This is a genomic window from Pseudomonas sp. LBUM1647, from assembly GCF_059716175.1.
Window position 1 is genome coordinate 6363026 of record NZ_CP166809.1, and the last position, 17506, is coordinate 6380531.

The 17506-nt window shown below is 60.0% G+C and carries 13 protein-coding genes; 9 read left to right on the forward strand and 4 right to left on the reverse strand.

What is annotated here, in order from left to right; translation table 11 throughout:
- Positions 1–68: 68 nt before the first annotated feature.
- From betA to yccS, 7 genes are all read left to right on the forward strand, one after another.
- Complete coding sequence (betA, locus tag ACA059_RS29435; RefSeq protein ID WP_497631914.1) at positions 69–1772, forward strand: choline dehydrogenase; 1704 nt, start codon at positions 69–71, stop codon at positions 1770–1772.
- 274 nt (positions 1773–2046) lie between these two features.
- Positions 2047–3489, forward strand: a complete 1443-nt coding sequence (locus ACA059_RS29440; RefSeq protein ID WP_497631915.1) for a TldD/PmbA family protein — start codon at positions 2047–2049, stop codon at positions 3487–3489.
- On the forward strand, positions 3489–4826 hold the full coding sequence (locus ACA059_RS29445; protein WP_497631916.1) for a TldD/PmbA family protein: 1338 nt from the start codon (positions 3489–3491) through the stop codon (positions 4824–4826). The genes ACA059_RS29440 and ACA059_RS29445 overlap by 1 nt, the downstream gene beginning before the upstream one ends.
- Before the next feature lie 173 nt (positions 4827–4999).
- Positions 5000–6427, forward strand: a complete 1428-nt coding sequence (gene mdtD, locus ACA059_RS29450; protein ID WP_497631917.1) for a multidrug transporter subunit MdtD — start codon at positions 5000–5002, stop codon at positions 6425–6427.
- A gap of 105 nt (positions 6428–6532) precedes the next feature.
- Entirely contained in the window at positions 6533–7870 is a 1338-nt protein-coding gene (gene dbpA / locus ACA059_RS29455) for an ATP-dependent RNA helicase DbpA (protein ID WP_497634747.1), read from the forward strand.
- 162 nt (positions 7871–8032) lie between these two features.
- Positions 8033–9211 carry a BaiN/RdsA family NAD(P)/FAD-dependent oxidoreductase gene (locus ACA059_RS29460; protein ID WP_497631918.1) on the forward strand — a complete coding sequence of 393 codons (1179 nt, stop codon included), beginning with the start codon at positions 8033–8035 and terminating at the stop codon, positions 9209–9211.
- A 230-nt stretch (positions 9212–9441) separates the two neighbouring features.
- A complete protein-coding gene (gene yccS / locus ACA059_RS29465; protein WP_497631919.1) occupies positions 9442–11625 on the forward strand; it encodes a YccS family putative transporter in 2184 nt (727 codons plus the stop codon).
- Between the two features lie 143 nt (positions 11626–11768).
- Here yccS and ACA059_RS29470 read toward each other — a convergent pair whose 3' ends face one another.
- On the reverse strand, positions 11769–12506 hold the full coding sequence (locus tag ACA059_RS29470) for a substrate-binding periplasmic protein (protein ID WP_497631920.1): 738 nt from the start codon (positions 12504–12506) through the stop codon (positions 11769–11771).
- 257 nt (positions 12507–12763) lie between these two features.
- On the opposite strand from ACA059_RS29470, the gene ACA059_RS29475 reads away from it, so the two are divergent.
- Positions 12764–13216: a GNAT family N-acetyltransferase gene (locus tag ACA059_RS29475; RefSeq protein ID WP_497631921.1), complete on the forward strand. Its 453-nt coding sequence runs from the start codon at positions 12764–12766 to the stop codon at positions 13214–13216.
- A gap of 108 nt (positions 13217–13324) precedes the next feature.
- Here the strand turns inward: ACA059_RS29475 and ACA059_RS29480 are convergent, their stop codons facing one another.
- Genes ACA059_RS29480 through ACA059_RS29490 form a run of 3 tightly spaced genes read right to left on the reverse strand, consistent with a single transcriptional unit; the run spans position 13325 to position 16313 of the window.
- Positions 13325–13621 carry a winged helix-turn-helix domain-containing protein gene (locus ACA059_RS29480; RefSeq protein WP_123369167.1) on the reverse strand — a complete coding sequence of 99 codons (297 nt, stop codon included), beginning with the start codon at positions 13619–13621 and terminating at the stop codon, positions 13325–13327.
- Positions 13622–13652: 31 nt separating this feature from the next.
- Positions 13653–14144 carry a M48 metallopeptidase family protein gene (locus ACA059_RS29485; RefSeq protein ID WP_008151965.1) on the reverse strand — a complete coding sequence of 164 codons (492 nt, stop codon included), beginning with the start codon at positions 14142–14144 and terminating at the stop codon, positions 13653–13655.
- 45 nt (positions 14145–14189) lie between these two features.
- Complete coding sequence (locus ACA059_RS29490) at positions 14190–16313, reverse strand: putative bifunctional diguanylate cyclase/phosphodiesterase (protein WP_497631922.1); 2124 nt, start codon at positions 16311–16313, stop codon at positions 14190–14192.
- A gap of 324 nt (positions 16314–16637) precedes the next feature.
- Between ACA059_RS29490 and ACA059_RS29495 the strand changes: the two genes are divergently transcribed.
- Positions 16638–17306, forward strand: coding sequence for a polysaccharide lyase family 7 protein (locus ACA059_RS29495; protein ID WP_497631923.1), 669 nt, complete (start codon positions 16638–16640; stop codon positions 17304–17306).
- The last annotated feature ends 200 nt before the right edge of the window (positions 17307–17506 follow it).

Here is a 17506-nt window from a genome sequence, read left to right on the forward strand (position 1 = left end):
CCCTCGCCACAGGTTGCGCGGCGTCCAGGCGACCCGTGACCTGACCAACTTCAAAGAGGGTGCATTTAATGTCCCAAGAATTCGATTACATCATCATCGGTGCCGGCTCGGCCGGTAACACCCTGGCGACCCGTCTGACTGAAGACGAAGGCGTCACCGTCCTGCTGCTCGAAGCAGGCGGCCCGGACTACCGTCTCGACTTCCGCACGCAAATGCCGGCCGCTTTGGCGTTCCCGCTGCAAGGCCGTCGCTACAACTGGGGCTACGAAACCGATCCAGAGCCACACATGGACGGTCGCCGGATGGAATGCGGTCGCGGCAAGGGCCTGGGCGGTTCTTCGCTGATCAACGGCATGTGCTACATCCGCGGCAACGCGATGGACTACGACAACTGGGCCAAACTGCCAGGTCTTGAAGACTGGGACTACCTGAACTGCCTGCCGTATTTCCGCAAGGCTGAAACCCGCGACATCGGCCCGAACGACTATCACGGTGGCGAAGGTCCGGTCAGCGTGACCACGCCGAAAGCCGGCAACAACCCGCTGTTCCACGCGATGGTTGAAGCCGGCGTGCAAGCAGGTTACCCGCGCACCGACGACCTCAACGGTTACCAGCAGGAAGGTTTCGGTCCGATGGACCGTACCGTGACGCCGAACGGCCGTCGCGCCAGCACCGCTCGCGGTTACCTGGACATCGCCAAGAAACGCTCGACCCTAACCATCGTCACCCACGCCCTGACCGACAAGATCCTGTTCGAAGGCAAGCGTGCGGTCGGCGTGCGTTACTTGATCGGCGCCGCTGAAGAGCGCGTTGAAGCCCGCGCCCGCAAAGAAGTGCTGCTGTGCTCCGGCGCCATCGCTTCGCCGCAGATTCTGCAGCGTTCCGGCGTCGGCCCGGCCGAGCTGCTGAAAAAACTCGACATCCCGGTGGTCCACGACCTGCCGGGCGTCGGCGAAAACCTGCAGGATCACCTCGAGTTGTACCTGCAATACGCGTGCACCCAACCGGTCTCGCTGTACCCGTCGCTGCTCTGGTACAACCAGCCGGCCATCGGTGCCGAGTGGCTGTTCAACGGCACCGGTATCGGCGCCAGCAACCAGTTCGAAGCCGGCGGTTTCATCCGTACCCGCGAAGAATTCGATTGGCCGAATATCCAGTACCACTTCCTGCCGGTCGCGATTAACTACAACGGCAGCAACGGTGTGAAAGAGCACGGTTTCCAGGCGCACATGGGTTCCATGCGTTCGCCGAGCCGCGGTCGCATCCAGGCCAAGTCGAAGGATCCGCGCGAGTACCCGAGCATCCTGTTCAACTACATGGCCACCGAGCAGGACTGGCAGGAATTCCGTGACGGCATCCGCCTGACCCGTGAAATCATGCAACAGCCGGCACTGGACGCGTTCCGTGGCCGCGAAATCAGCCCGGGCATCGACGTGCAAACCGACGAGCAGCTCGACAAGTTCATCCGCGAACACGCCGAAACCGCGTTCCACCCGTCCTGCTCGTGCAAGATGGGCACCGACGAAATGGCCGTGGTTGACGCTGAAGGTCGTGTGCACGGCATGCAGAGCCTGCGTGTGGTCGATGCCTCAATCATGCCGATCATCACCACCGGCAACCTGAACGCACCGACGATCATGATCGCCGAGAAAATCGCCGACAAGATCCGTGGTCGCCAGCCATTGCCGCGTAGCAAGGCTGCCTATTTCGTGGCCGGCGATGCGCCGGTGCGTGGCAAGCCGTTGCGGGATGTGAGCCTTACCGCGCAGTAAGACAGTTACACCGCGTCACGGCCAATCGCGAGCAGGCTCGCTCCCACAGGGATCTTCAGTGAACACAGATTCTGTGAACACCCAAGATCAAATGTGGGAGCGAGCCTGCTCGCGATGGGGCCCGACCATACGCCCCACATCTCCCGGTTATCCCTTCCTACACCGCTCCGCGCTTGATCCTACCCCCCACGCCGGCCTAATCTAGCGCCACGCAAACGTTTCACCCCCCTCGCAACATCGATACACCGCCACTCCATACCAAGGAGGTTCCCGAATGTTCGATTTCCATCCCCAGCTCAAGCAGCGCTTCGCTGCCTTGCGCACGGGCGCTGAATTCTTTTCGCTGCGTTATGTGCGCGAGTCCGGCCAGTACCTGTCGGTGCGCAAGAATATCGCCGAACCTCCCAGCCTGAGCCGTGACGAAGGCGCGATGCTGACCGTTCGGGTCAACGGCGTCGAAGCCTACGCGGCGACCAACGATCTGTCGCAACGAGGCCTGCAAGCCGCACTGGAGAAGGCCGAGCAGCAAGCCCGCCGACTCAAGCCCCACGCCCTGCTTGACCTGCGCGAGCAAGCCGTCTCCAGCGACCGCGCCGATTACTTTTCGCCGAGCCTGGACCAGCCCTTCCCGTCCCTGAGCGATTGCTACCAACTGCTCGGCGCCGAATCCGCGTCCGTGCCCAAGGACGAGCGACTGGTGAACTGGCAGGTGAGCATAGGCATCACTAACGTCGAGCAGATCTACCTCAACAGCGCCGGCGCCGAACTGCGCCAGGCCCAGCGGTTCGTCTACCCGAGCGTGGACGTCACCGCCTACGACGGCAATGACAGCCAGACCCGTACCCTGGGTCGCGAAAATTTCGGCCAACAAGGCGGCTTTGATGTGATCAGCCGCTGTGGCCTGGTCGGCGCCGGCCCGAAAGTCGCCGATCAGGCGCTGCAATTGCTGCTGGCACCCAACACCCCGAAAGGCCCGCGTGACCTGCTGTTGATGCCGGACCAAATGATGCTGCAGATCCACGAGTCCATCGGTCACCCGTTGGAGCTAGACCGCATCCTCGGTGACGAGCGCAATTACGCCGGCACCAGCTTCGTCAAGGCAGAAGACTTCGGCCACCTGCAATACGGCTCCAAACTGCTCAACGTGACCTTCGACCCGGACATCCCCGAACAACTCGCCAGCTACGGGCATGACGACGACGGCACCGCCGCAAGCAAACAGTTTCTGATCAAAGAAGGTTTGCTGCTGCGTCCACTGGGCGGTGCGCTGTCGCAATTCCGTGCCGGCATGGATGGCGTCGCTAACAGCCGCGCCTGCGGCTGGAACCGGCCACCGATCGACCGCATGGCCAACCTGAACATCGAGCCCGGCGATCAACCGCTGGAGCAACTGATCGGCAACATCGAACACGGCATCATGATGTCGACCAATCGTTCTTGGTCCATCGACGATGCGCGCAACAAATTCCAGTTCGGTTGCGAATGGGCCCAGTTGATTGAAAACGGCGAACTCAAAGGCGTGGTCAAGAACCCGAACTACCGGGCGATTTCCGCGCAGTTCTGGAAAAGCCTCAGCGCCGTCGGCGATACGAACACCGTGAAGGTCCTGGGCACGCCGAACTGCGGCAAAGGCGAGCCGAACCAGGTGATCCGCGTCGGCCATGCCTCGCCGGCCTGTGTGTTCAGCAACGTTGATGTGTTTGGGGGAGATGCCTGATGAGTACTGCAAAAAGTCAGGCCGATGCGTTCAAGGCCTTGGTCAATTGGCTCCGCGATGCGATTCGTGAGCCGGAACAATTCACCCTCAGCTACGCCGCCGAATCCTCGGCCTTCGTGCGCTTCAACCACGCCAAGGTCCGTCAGGCCGGTCAAGTGCAGCAGGCGAGCGTCGGTTTCAAACTGATCAACGAGGGGCGCCACGCCGACCTGAACATTACCCTTTCCGGTGATGCTGAAGTCGACGTTCAGCGTCTGGCCGAAGGTCTGCAACAGTTGCGCGAAACCTTGCCGCTGCTGCCGCAGGATCCGTACCTGCTGCTCAACCACAACGGCTGGCAAAACAAGAACGTTCAGGCGCATCCGCTACCGGATACCGAGCAAGTGGTCGCTGAAATCACCCAGGCCGCCGAAGGGTTGGATCTGGTCGGTTTCTACGCCGCTGGGCCGATCAGTCGCGGCTTTGCCAGTTCTTCGGGCGCGTTCGGCTGGCATCAGGCCAACAGCTTCAACTTCGATTTCAGTCTGGTGCATGAAAACGGCCAAGCGGTGAAAGCCAGTTACGCCGGGCACGACTGGAACAGCGAAGGGTTTGCCAAGCGCTTTGCGCAGGCACGCGAGCAGTTGGCGTTTCTCGGCAGACCGCAACACACCCTGGCGCCCGGTCAGTACCGCGCCTATCTGGCGCCGGCAGCCCTGGGAGAAATCATGGACATGCTGGGCTGGGGCGGTTTCTCGGCGCAGTCGATTGCCAGCAAAAACAGCCCGCTGCAGAAGCTTTACGCGGGCGATAGTTCGTTCAGCCCGCTGGTGTCGGTCGATGAAAAGGTCAGCGGTTCTTTGAGCCCGGCATTCTCTGGCGAAGGTTATCCGCGCAGCGATCTTGAGTTGATCGTCAACGGCAAGGCCGGCGCACAGATGGTCAGTTCACGCAGTGCGGCCGAGTACGGCCTGACCGCCAACGGCGCCAGCGGCGGTGAAATGCCGAGCGCAGTGAACATGGCCGCCGGTACGTTGCCTGATGCAGAGATTCTCAAGCAATTGGGCACGGGCTTGTACATCAGCAACCTGTGGTACCTGAACTACTCCGATCAGCCGGCGGCACGCCTGACCGGCATGACGCGGTTTGCGACCTTCTGGGTCGAGAACGGCGAGATTCAGGCGCCGGTGAGCACCATGCGCTTTGATGACAGTGCCTACAGTTTGCTGGGATCGCAGCTGGAAGCGTTGACCGAGGAGCGCGAGCTGATGTTGTCGGCCAGCACCTACAGCCAGCGGGCCACGGCGTCGGCGTTGTTGCCAGGGGCGCTGATCAACCGACTTACGCTGACCCTGTAAAATACAAAACCTGTGGCGAGGGGGCTTGCCCCCGTTCGGCTGCGAAGCAGTCGTAGTCCCGGCAAATGCAGTGTGTCTGATGAATCGCGTTTGCTGGTTTTGGGGCCGCTGCGCAGCCCAACGGGGGCAAGCCCCCTCGCCACAGAGACCGAGCTACCTGACGAAGAGGTCCCATGCCCAACCGCCCGCCTCTCGACGCTGTCACCGCCCGCTGGGTGCCGTGGGTCGTCGCCATCGCGTTCTTCATGCAATCCCTCGACGGGACCATCCTCAACACCGCCCTGCCCGCCATGGCCCGAGACCTGGCCGAAGACCCCTTGCGCATGCAGGGCGTGATCATCGCCTACATGCTCACCGTCGCCCTACTGATCCCTGCCTCAGGCTGGATCGCCGACCGTTTCGGCACCAAGAAAATCTTCTTCGGCGCGATCCTGCTGTTCAGCCTCGGCTCGTTGCTCTGCGCACTGTCGAGCACCCTGAGCCTGCTGATTGGCGCACGGGTGATTCAGGGTCTGGGCGGTGCACTGATGCTGCCCGTCGGGCGATTGGTGGTACTGCGCGCCTACCCGCGCTCGGAGCTCGTGCGGATCATGGGTTTCATCACCATTCCCGGATTGCTCGGCCCGTTGATCGGCCCGACCATGGGCGGCTGGATGGTGGAATACCTGACCTGGCACTGGATCTTCCTGATCAACCTGCCGGTGGGCGCCGTCGGTTGTTACGCCGTGTGGAAATTCATCCCCGACCTGCGCGGCACCGAACGCACCCGCTTCGACAGCCTCGGCTTCCTGCTGTTTGGTGCGGCGATGGTGCTGATCACCATCGCCATGGAAGGCCTCGGCGAATTGCACCTGCCGCACTTGCGCGTGATGTTGCTGCTATTCGGCGGCATGGCCTGTCTGGCGGCGTACTGGTTGCGGGCCGGGCACATCGAAAATCCGCTGTTCGCGCCATCGCTGTTCAAGACCCGGACGTTTGCCGTGGGCATCCTCGGCAACCTCTTCGCTCGACTGGGCAGCGGCGCCCTGCCGTTTCTCGTTCCATTGCTGCTGCAAGTGGCGCTGGGTTATTCGCCGTCCCAAGCCGGGATGAGCATGCTGCCACTGGCGGCGGCAGCAATGGTCGCCAAGTCGGTGGCGCGACCACTGATCGAACGTTTGGGCTATCGCATCGTGCTCACCGGCAACACGTTGGCGCTGGGGCTGATGCTGGCAAGCATGGGCCTGGTCAGCGAGCAAACGCCGTACTGGCTGCTGTTGGTGATGCTGTCGATTCTGGGGGCGATCAACTCCTTGCAGTTCACCGCAATGAACACCGTAACCCTGATCGACCTAGACGACGCCAGCGCCAGTAGCGGCAACAGCCTGCTGTCGGTGGTCGCGCAATTATCCCTGAGCCTGGGTGTTGCCTGTGCCGGCGCCTTGCTCGGCGGGTTCACGGCAGAAGTCGGCAATGACGGCGTGGACACGGTTTTGGGCGCGTTCCAGCTGACCTTTGTGACGGTCGGAATCATGGCAATGCTGGCTGCAACCATCTTCTCCCAGCTCTCAAAGGAAGACGGACGGCGCGTCAAACGTCCGGAAGAGCACATAGAGCCTTAGGGCGAATGGCCACCGGGCTGGTACACTGCGCGACATTTTGTTTTGCAGGCCAGTCCCGTGACCACCATCGCCACCGCTTTTAATACTTTGCCGCTGTCCGCCGCCATGCTGGCTAACCTCGACTCCCTCGGTTATGCCCAGATGACGCCGATCCAGGCGCAAAGCTTGCCGGTGATCCTCAAGGGGATGGACCTGATCGCCCAGGCCAAGACCGGCAGCGGCAAGACCGCCGCCTTCGGTATCGGCCTGTTGAACCCGATCAATCCGCGCTTCTTCGGTTGCCAGGCGCTGGTCATTTGCCCGACGCGTGAGCTGGCTGACCAGGTCGCCAAGGAAATCCGTCGTCTGGCCCGTTCCGAAGACAACATCAAGGTCCTGACTCTGTGTGGCGGCGTGTCCTTCGGCCCGCAGATCGGCTCTCTGGAGCATGGCGCGCACATCATCGTCGGCACCCCGGGTCGCCTTCAGCAGCATTTGCGCAAAGGTTCGCTGGTGCTCCATGGCCTGAACACGCTGATCCTCGACGAAGCCGACCGCATGCTCGACATGGGTTTCTACGACTCCATCGAAGAAATCATTGCCCAGACCCCGGAGCGTCGTCAGACCCTGCTGTTCTCCGCCACGTACCCGACGGGTATCAAGCAGTTGGCGGCGAAATTCATGCGCACCCCTCAGATCGTGAAGGCCGAGGCGTTCCACGACGACACGCAGATCGAGCAGCGCTTCTACGAGATTTCCCCGGAAGAGCGCATGGACGCCGTGGTCAAAGTCCTCGCGCATCATCGTCCGGCATCCTGTGTCGCCTTCTGCTTCACCAAGCAGCAGGTTCAGGAAACCGTCGATCACCTGACCTCCAAAGGCATCTCCGCCGTCGGCCTGCATGGCGATCTGGAACAGCGTGACCGTGACCAGGTACTGGCCATGTTCGCCAACCGCAGCACCTCGGTGCTGGTCGCCACTGACGTCGCCGCTCGCGGTCTGGACATCGATGCGCTGGACATGGTGATCAACGTCGAACTGGCCCGTGATTCGGAAATCCACATTCACCGTGTCGGCCGTACAGGCCGCGCCGGTGAAAAAGGTATTGCGATCAGCCTGGTCGCACCGTCCGAAGCCCACCGCGCCCAAGCCATCGAGCAACTGCAGAAGTCGCCGTTGAGCTGGGATCAGCTGGACAACCTCAAATCCCAGGGCGGCGCACCGCTGCTGCCGGTGATGAGCACGCTGGTCATCGGCGCTGGCCGTAAAGACAAGGTGCGTCCGGGCGACATTCTTGGCGCACTGACGGGCGATGCGGGCATTCCGGGCGCTCAGGTTGGCAAGATCGCGATTTTCGACTTCCAGGCCTATGTGGCTGTGGAACGCGGGATCGCCAAGCAAGCCTTGCAGCGCCTGAATGACGGCAAGATCAAAGGCCGTTCGCTGCGCGTTCGTATCCTGTAAATAAACGCAACTCCCCTGTAGGAGCTGTGTAGGAGCTGTCGAGTGAAACGAGGCTGCGATCTTTTGACTTTGCTTTTTTAAAAACAAGATCAAAAGATCGCAGCCTCGTTTCACTCGACAGCTCCTACACAGCTCCTACAGGTTTCTTTTGAGGACACCGTTTTGCGCTCTACCGAAGTCGTGATCATTGGCGCTGGCGCCGCAGGTTTGATGTGTGCGCTGACTGCCGCCGGGCGCGGGCGCAAGGTGATGTTGCTCGACCATGCCAATAAGGCCGGCAAGAAAATCCTGATGTCGGGCGGTGGCCGCTGTAATTTCACCAACATGTACACCGAACCGGGCAATTTTCTCTCGCAGAACGAACACTTCTGCAAATCCGCCCTGGCGCGCTACACCCAGTGGGATTTCATCGGCATGGTCGCCAAACACGGCGTGCCGTACCACGAGAAAAAACTCGGCCAGTTGTTCTGCGATAACAAATCCAGCGACATCCTTGAAATGCTGCTCAACGAGTGCGATCAAGTCGGCGTCAGCCTGCACCTGGACACCTCGATCCAGCACATCGAGAAAATGGAAAGCGGCTACCTGCTGCAAACCACCCTCGATCAGATCACTTGCGAATCGTTAGTGATCGCCACGGGCGGCTTGTCGATCCCGACGCTAGGTGCGACCGGTTTCGGCTATCAGGTGGCCAAACAGTTCGGCCACGACTTGCTGCCGACCCGCGCCGGGCTGGTGCCGTTCACCATCACCGATCAGCTCAAAGAGCTTTGCACCGAGCTGTCCGGTACGTCGGTGGATTGCCTGGTGAGCTGCAACGACCAGAGTTTCCGCGAGAACATCCTGTTCACCCACCGCGGCCTCAGTGGTCCGGCGATTTTGCAGATTTCTTCGTTCTGGGAATCCGGCGACACGGTGGAGATCAATCTGATGCCGGATCATGACGTGCCGACCTGGCTGCAACAGCAGCAAGCCGAACGTCCGAACAGCGAGCTGAAAACCCTGCTCGGGGAAATCTTCACCAAGAAGATGGCCAACCTGCTGGCAGACAACTGGTTCGTTTCCAAACCGATGAAGCAGTACACCCACGCAGAAATTGCCGACATCGCCGAAAAACTGGCGAGCTGGAAAGTGGTTCCGGCCGGCACTGAAGGTTATCGCACCGCTGAAGTGACCCTGGGCGGCGTCGATACCAACGAGGTGTCGTCCAAGACCATGGAATCGCTGAAAAGCCCCGGCCTGTATTTCATCGGCGAAGTGCTCGACGTGACCGGGCATCTGGGTGGTTTCAACTTCCAGTGGGCCTGGGCCTCGGGTTACGCCGCTGCGCAGTACGTCTAATCCCCCAAACGCAATCCCTGTAGGAGCTGCCGAGTGAAACGAGGCTGCGATCTTTTGATCTGAAAAGCAAAGTCAAAAGATCGCAGCCTGCGGCAGCTCCTACCGGGATTGCGTTGCAGTGTAAGAACAGGGAAGGAACAGATTTTGCTGTCAGATGTGATCGGCGCCATTGCGTCGGCGTCATTACTGGCTCAATTTAGCGTCATTGCCTCGGAAGGCCCTCGCACTTCATGTCATCGACCCCCTTTAGTCAGTCTCTGCGTCGCCTCTGGGCGCTGGATAAATTCAGCTACAGCGTGCGGGTGTTCATCGCCCTGACCGGCAGCATGGCGCTGTGTTGGTACAAGGATGAAATGGGGCTGCTGATCCCGCTGTTCCTCGGGATCATCGCCAGCGCCCTGGCCGAGACCGACGACAGTTGGCAAGGCCGCCTTAACGCACTGGCCGTGACGCTGGTGTGCTTCAGCGTCGCCGCCCTCTCCGTCGAACTGCTCTTCCCCTACCCCGTCGTTTTTGTCATCGCCCTGGCCCTGGCCAGTTTCGGCCTGACCATGCTCGGCGCCTTGGGCGAACGCTATGGCGCGATTGCCTCGGCGACGTTGATTCTGTCGGTCTACACCATGATCGGCGTGGACCAGCGCGGCGGCGCGGTCACCGATTTCTGGCATGAGCCGGTGCTGCTGGTGGCCGGTGCGGCCTGGTACGGTTTGCTCTCGGTGCTGTGGCAGGCGATGTTTTCCAATCAGCCGGTGCAGCAAAGCCTGGCGCGATTGTTCCGCGAGTTGGGTTACTACCTGAAGTTGAAATCGTCGCTGTTCGAGCCGATTCGGCAGATGGACGTGGAAGCGCGTCGACTGGAGCTGGCGCAGCAAAACGGTCGTGTCGTGGCAGCACTGAACGCTGCCAAGGAAATCATCCTGCACCGGGTCGGCAACGGTCGACCGGGCTCGAAACTCAGCCGTTACCTGAAGCTGTACTTCCTCGCTCAGGACATCCACGAGCGCGCCAGTTCCTCGCACTACCCTTACAACGCCCTCGCCGATGCCTTCTTTCACAGCGACGTGATGTTCCGCTGCCAGCGCCTGCTGCGCCAGCAAGGCAAGGCCTGCCGGGCGCTGGCCGAGTCGATTCAGATGCGCCAGCCGTTCATCTATGACGCCAGCTTCGCCGAAGCCCTGAGCGACCTGCACGCCTCCCTCGAACACCTGCGCATTCAGAGCAACCCGGCGTGGCGCGGATTGCTGCGGTCGTTGCGGGCCCTGTCGGCCAACCTCGGCACGCTCGATCGTTTGCTCAGCGACGCCAGCAACCCCGATGCCCTGGCCGACGCCACCGACAGCAGCCTGCTCGACCGTTCGCCCCGTAGCCTCAAAGATGTGTGGATTCGTTTGCGCACGCAGCTGACACCGACGTCATTGCTGTTCCGTCACGCACTGCGTTTGCCCCTGGCCCTGAGCATCGGCTACGGGATGGTGCATTTGATCCACCCGTCTCAGGGTTACTGGATCATCCTCACCACGCTGTTTGTCTGCCAGCCAAACTACGGCGCCACCCGCCGCAAACTCGGCCAGCGGATCATCGGCACCGCCATCGGCCTGACCGTGGCCTGGGCGCTGTTCGATCTGTTTCCGAATCCCTTGGTCCAGTCATGCTTTGCGATCGCCGCCGGTGTGGTGTTCTTTATCAACCGCACCACCCGCTACACCTTGGCAACGGCTGCGATCACCTTGATGGTGCTGTTCTGCTTCAACCAGGTTGGGGATGGTTACGGGCTGTTCCTGCCGCGGTTGTTCGATACCTTGCTGGGCAGCCTGATCGCCGGTCTGGCGGTGTTCCTGTTCCTGCCGGACTGGCAGGGCCGACGCCTGAATAAAGTGTTGGCCAACACCCTCACGTGCAACAGCATTTACCTGCGCCAGATCATGCAGCAATACGCCGTCGGCAAAAGCGACGACCTGGCGTATCGCCTGGCCCGACGCAATGCGCACAACGCCGACGCGGCACTGTCGACGACGCTCGCCAACATGCTGATGGAACCGGGGCATTTCCGTAAGGAAGCGGATGTCGGTTTCCGCTTCCTGGTGCTGTCGCACACCTTGCTCAGTTATTTGTCCGGACTGGGCGCACACCGGGAAACCCAGCTACCACCCGACGTGCGCGAGCATTTGATCGACGGTGCCGGCGTGAGACTGGCCGCCAGCATCGATGAAATTGCCCAAGGGTTGGCGAGCAAACTGCCGATTGCGATTCAGAGCGATGAGGAAGAAGCTCTGGCCAATGAGCTTGAGCAGATGCCGGATGAAATCGATGAAGGGCAGCGGTTGGTGCAGACGCAGTTGGCGTTGATCTGCCGTCAGCTTGGGCCATTGCGGACGTTGGCAGCGCACCTCATCAAGGAAACGAGTGAGGATTGAGAGGTGCGGTGGCTGGGCCGGCCTCTTCGCGAGCAAGCTCGCTCCCACATTAGATCTCTGTCGTACACAAAATCTGTACCCACTGCAGATCAAATGTGGGAGCGAGCTTGCTCGCGATGAGGCCATCAGCTACACCATAAAGCTCACATCCCATGTAGCTTCATCAACCGCTGATAACTGCCATCCACTTTCATCGCCGCGATCTCGCGGTCGAAACCGGCGACGATCTGTTCATGCCTGGGGTTCTTCAGGCTGACCAGGATATGCAGGCTGTTCTCGCTCATTGGCTTGGGCAAAAACTCCACGGCATTGCGCACCTTGGATGATTCCCGGGCCAGGTAGTAACGCGCGACGTATTCGTCTTCCAGCGTCAATTTGACCCGGTCGGCGGCGACCATGCGCACCGCCATGGAAAAGCTGTGCACCGGGACTTTCTGCAGCGACACGTCGTCATCGAACTCCGGCGAATAGGCGTAACCGCGCACCACCGCTATCGGGTAGGTATGCAGTTGTTGCAGGTTGTTGTATTCGATCGGTGTGTCTTTGCGCTTGAGAAAGCGCACCCGGTTGAGCAGGTATTCGCCGGAAAACTGGCCAAACTTCGTACGATCGTCGGTGTACCAGGCGTTGACCAACACGTCGTATCGACCCTCGCCAACCCCCAGCAAGGCTCGCGCCCAAGGCACTTGTTCAAAGTCACTGGCATAACCGGCCCGGGCCAGCGCTGTGCTGACGATGTCCGTGGCCAACCCACCGTTGACCAGCGTGGCGTCGGTAAAGGGTGGCCAGACATCGGCTACCAATCGCAGCTTTTCCGCTGCCGCGCCTTGAGTCAGCAACAGCAATCCAATCAAAGCAAAGGCTCGATGCAATCGCGGCATGCTAGAAAATCCTTAGCGGGCGGGACGCCCGACGTGTTTTCAGCCAAAACTCCAAGGCCCCCGTACTGCCAAACCCAGGTACTAACATTAGCTCATCGAAGCCACTGCACAGCGCTTCATCTCAGATTACACAAACATGACAAGGCCGCGCGAAATGAATGATGGCATTTTGGCCTTTGTCACAGATTTCTCTGCCATAAAGACATCTTTCGCCTGGGCGCTTAGTATCGGAGCGACGATGTTCAAGGAGTGTGAAGATGACAATCGATTGGGTCTGCAAACACCACAGCGATCTGGGCAAAGAGCAGCTGTACGCCATTCTGCAGCTACGTGCAGAGGTGTTTGTCGTTGAGCAGAAATGCGTCTATCAGGACGTCGACGGCCAGGATCTGGAAGGTGACACCTGCCATTTAATGGCTTGGGACGGGGATCGGCTGGTGGCGTACCTGCGGTTGCTCGACCCGGAATTACAGGGTGGCGACGTGGTCATCGGGCGGGTGATCATCGCCCCTCAAGCGCGCGGTGCCGGGCTTGGGCATGAGTTGATGGCACAGGCGTTGAAACAGGCTGAAAAGCGCTGGCCTGAAGTACCGATCTATCTCTCGGCACAGGCGCATTTGCAGGGGTATTACGCTAAATACGGATTTGTGGTGGCGGGTGAGGAATTTCTGGAGGATGACATTCCTCATATCGGGATGCGCCGTTCCTGAGGGCCCTATCGCGAGCAAGCTCGCTCCCACACTGATCCGCGGCGCAACGAAGATCTACTGTGGGAGCGAGCTTGCTCGCGATGACGTCAGTTCAGTCACCGCGTCAGCTCAAGGATATTCCAACACCGCTTTGATCTGCCGAAGATTGCGCTCGATCCACCCCCGATCAATCGCCCCCCACTCGCGAATCCGATAGCGCCCGGCATGATTGCGCGCACCGTCTTCCTGCTCGAACTCGCAAACAATGTCCAGATCCGCCAAGGCCGCGATGGTGTCCTGAGCCGTGCGCCGGGGCATGCCGGTCACTTCGGTCAGCGCCGGGACGCTACTGGCCAACCCGCTATCAATCAGGTACGCCACGTACAACCGACGATAGAAGCTGCTCTTGGTCTTGCTTACATCCATCTAAACACTCCCGGTTGCGATATTTTGATCTCTATTGCATATCCCGCCACGTCAGGTACACCCGCACATCGAACTCCACCTGGTGATACCCCGGCAACATGTGTTCGCAAAGCTTGTAGAACGCCTTGTTGTGATCCGACTCTTTGAAGTGCGCCAGTTCATGCACCACGATCATTTTCAGAAACTCGGCAGGTGCATCCTTGAACAATGAAGCAACACGAATTTCTTTCTTGGCCTTGAGCTTGCCGCCCTGCACCCGGGATATCGCGGTGTGCAATCCGAGGGCGCGATGGGTCAGGTCGAGGCGGTTGTCGAACAACACCTTATCGATGGCCGGAGCGTTACGCAGGTATTCCTGCTTGAGGTCCAACGTATAGGTGTACAACGCCTTGTCGCTCTGTACCCGGTGTTTTTCCGGGTAACGCTGGCTCAGGTAGTCGCCCAGCCGACCGTCGGCGATCAGCTGGCGCACTTGGTCCTGCAGCGCGGCGGGATAGGCCTGGAGGTATTTCAACGCGGTCATTGGGGCGGCAACACGATTCACGAAAAGGTCGCCAGTGTAGCGAATTCAGCCGGTCAGCGTGCTCCAGTCGAACGGCTGCACAAAGTCGCCGACGTCCTCGGCCATCATCGGCCGAGCGACCAGAAACCCTTGCACGTACTCGCAACCATTGGCTTGCAGCCACTGATATTGCGCAACGGTTTCCACCCCTTCGGCAATCACCAGCATCCCGTACTCCTTGCACAGGTCGATCACACTGCGCACCAGTGCCGCATCCCGTGAGGACTCCGGAAGCCGGGAAATCAAATGCCGGTCGAACTTGAGCGTGTCCAACTCCAGATCCCGCAGATGAGACAGCGAACACGGCCCGGAACCAAAGTCATCCAGGGCCACTCGCACACCCAGGTTACGCAGCAGGCGCAGCTGTTTGCGGGTTTCCTCGGGGTTTTGCATCAAGGCTTCTTCAGTGACCTCGACCTCCAGATGGCGCGCCTGCAAACCATGTCGCTCCAGTACCTGGCGCAACTCAGTGACCAGATTGGGCATGCCGAATTGCGTACTGCTCAAACTGACGCCCAGCACCAGGTCATCGGCAAACAAGGATTCCCAGGCTTTTCGCTGGCTCGCCCCTTGTTGATAGATCCAGCTGCCCAAGCGACTGATCAACCGCGCCTCTTCCAGCAATGGCAAAAACAGCCCCGGCGGTACATCGCCAACGCTCGGGTGCTGCCAGCGGATCAGCGCTTCGAACCCGCGAATCTGCCCGCTGGCAATGGCCACCTGAGGTTGATATACCAAATTGAAATCACGGTTCTCGATCGCCGCGCGCACACTTTCTTCTAGCATCAGCCGCGAGCGTGCCCGGCCGTTCATTTCGTGATCGTAGAAACGATATTGCTGACGGCCGGCGCGCTTGGCTTCGTACATGGCGATGTCTGACGCACGTAACAAGCCGTCGAGATTGGAACCGCAATCCGGGTACGTCGCAATGCCGATGCTGGCGCCCAACGCGATATCCAGACCATCGATCTGCTGACAGATCGACACCCGCTCAATCAGCTTCTCGGCAATCTTCGCCGCTTGCTCGGGGAATTCCAGATCCAGCAACGCGGTGAACTCATCACCGCCCATGCGCGCCAGAATGTCGAAGGGCCGCAGACAGGCCTTCAACTGCTCGGACACCCACCGCAGCACCCGGTCGCCGGCATCGTGACCGAGGGAATCATTAACCCGTTTGAAGCCGTCGAGGTCCAGATACAGCAGCACCCAGGCGCTGTCGGAGCGGTCGCCACGCAACAGCAGGTTTTCCGCCGTCTGGTAAAAACCGCGACGATTGAGCAACCCGGTCAATGGATCAGTGACCGCCTGGAACTCCAGTTGCTGATGCAGATGGCGCACCACCGACATGTCCAGCACCGTCACCACCATCGCCTGTTGTTCGCTGGGCAACGGTGCGCAGGACAGCGCCACGGGCACCTGCTGGCCGGGCGCCGTACGCAGCAATGCATCGTGCAGGCGCAGGGTTTCACCGCGCTTGTAACCGGCGAACAGCTCGGAGTCAGCCCAGATCGGGATGTGCGGATTTTGCAGGAAATCCAGGAACTCTTTGCCTTGCAGGTCTTGCACCGTGGCATTGAGCAGCCGCGACATCGCCGGATTGGCAAAGCGGATCAGACCGTCCTCACCGACCACCAGGATGCCTTCGGCGGCATTGTCGAGCACCGAGGCATTAAACGCGCGTGCGACCTCCAGATCGTGGCTCAGGCGCTGCAACGCACGGCGATTGCGCTGATGCTCGAGCAGCGCCTGGACTTTGGGCTTGAGAATTTGCGGGTCGAACGGTTTGAACAGGTAATCCACCGCACCACTGGCATAGCCCTTGATCACGGCGTCCTGGGACTGTTCGGTGGCGGTTAGAAAAATGATCGGCGTGAGGCGGGTGCGTTGGCTACCGCGCATCAGCCGTGCCACTTCAAAACCGTCCATGCCCGGCATCTGCACATCCAGCAGTACCAGGTCGACATCGTGCTCAAGTAACAGGCTAAGCGCCTCGAAGCCCGAGGCGGCGGTCATGACCTGCCAATCCTGGCGCTGCAACAACGCGCGCATGCTGATCAGGTTTTCAGGATAATCATCGACGATTAAAAGAATTGAGTTGCCTTCAGCTGGCGTGGGTTGCGCGCATTCCATGCTGCTTCTCTTATGCGGGACGTCAGGCCGGTTTCTCGTGAAAACCGGACAAATACCAAGCCTTCACTCTAGACCGGGTTCCGCAAAAGCAGAAGCTATCAGTACGCCATCATTTAACCAAATCGTCCATTTGCCGACTAACGGTCGGCGCCACAGGCCCCTGAAACCGGGAAAGATGGCATTTCGACAGGATGTTGGCGTCAACCATCTGCCAGACGGGCATTAACAAACATGCCTTCTGCGCTTATAAAGACCGCCCTCCAAGGTGCGTGCTAGAGCTTCTGGCACGTGCGTGCAGTAAAAAATCCGTGGAAGCTTTTGTCTATGATCGATCTCGCAACCTGGAACCTGAGTGTTCCTGTCGGCAATCCGCCTTACACCGTTGATACGCCAAAACTGGTGAAGGGCTTCAAGGACCAATACTTCCACTCCGACACCGGCACCTTGTTTTTCTGGTCCCCGGTCACCGGTTCCAAAACTGAAAACGCAAAGTATCCCCGCACCGAACTTCGCGAAACCTACAGCAATGGCACCCTGAAAAACTGGCTCTACGGGGACGCCGACAATACCCTGCGCGCCACCCTGGCGGTGAATCAGGTACCGAGCTCGGGCAAGATCGTTATTGGCCAGATCCACGCCTATGAAAGCCAGAAACCGTTGGTGAAGCTCGAGTATCAGTACAAGACCAGCACTCAAACGGGCAACATCGTCGCCAAGGTGCGTATGCACCCTGATGACGGGGACGGTCGGGTCATCACCATCGCCACCGGGGTGAAACTTGACCGGGAGTTTTCCTACCTCATCCACCTCAGCCCCAAGGGGGCATTGGGCATTAGCGCTGCAGGCTACCAATGGGACACCGACATCAGTAAGACCTGGAGCGTCAAGCCGCTGTACTTCAAGGCCGGTGTTTATGTGCAGGACCACACCGGGTACACCAGCGAAGGCGGGAAAGTGACGTTCAGCAAGCTGGATATTGATCACGACAAATAACGCTCCCAAGAACACTCGACCTCTGTAGCAGCTGCCGAGCCTGCGAGGTGTGGTGAGGGGATTTATCGAAACGTCGCACCGCCCCGTTGGGCTGCGAAGCGGCCCCTGTTTTTCCACCCACACCGCGTCCAATGGATTACGACGGCTTCGCCGCCGAACGGGGATAAATCCCCTCACCACGGCCTCGCAGGCTCGACAGC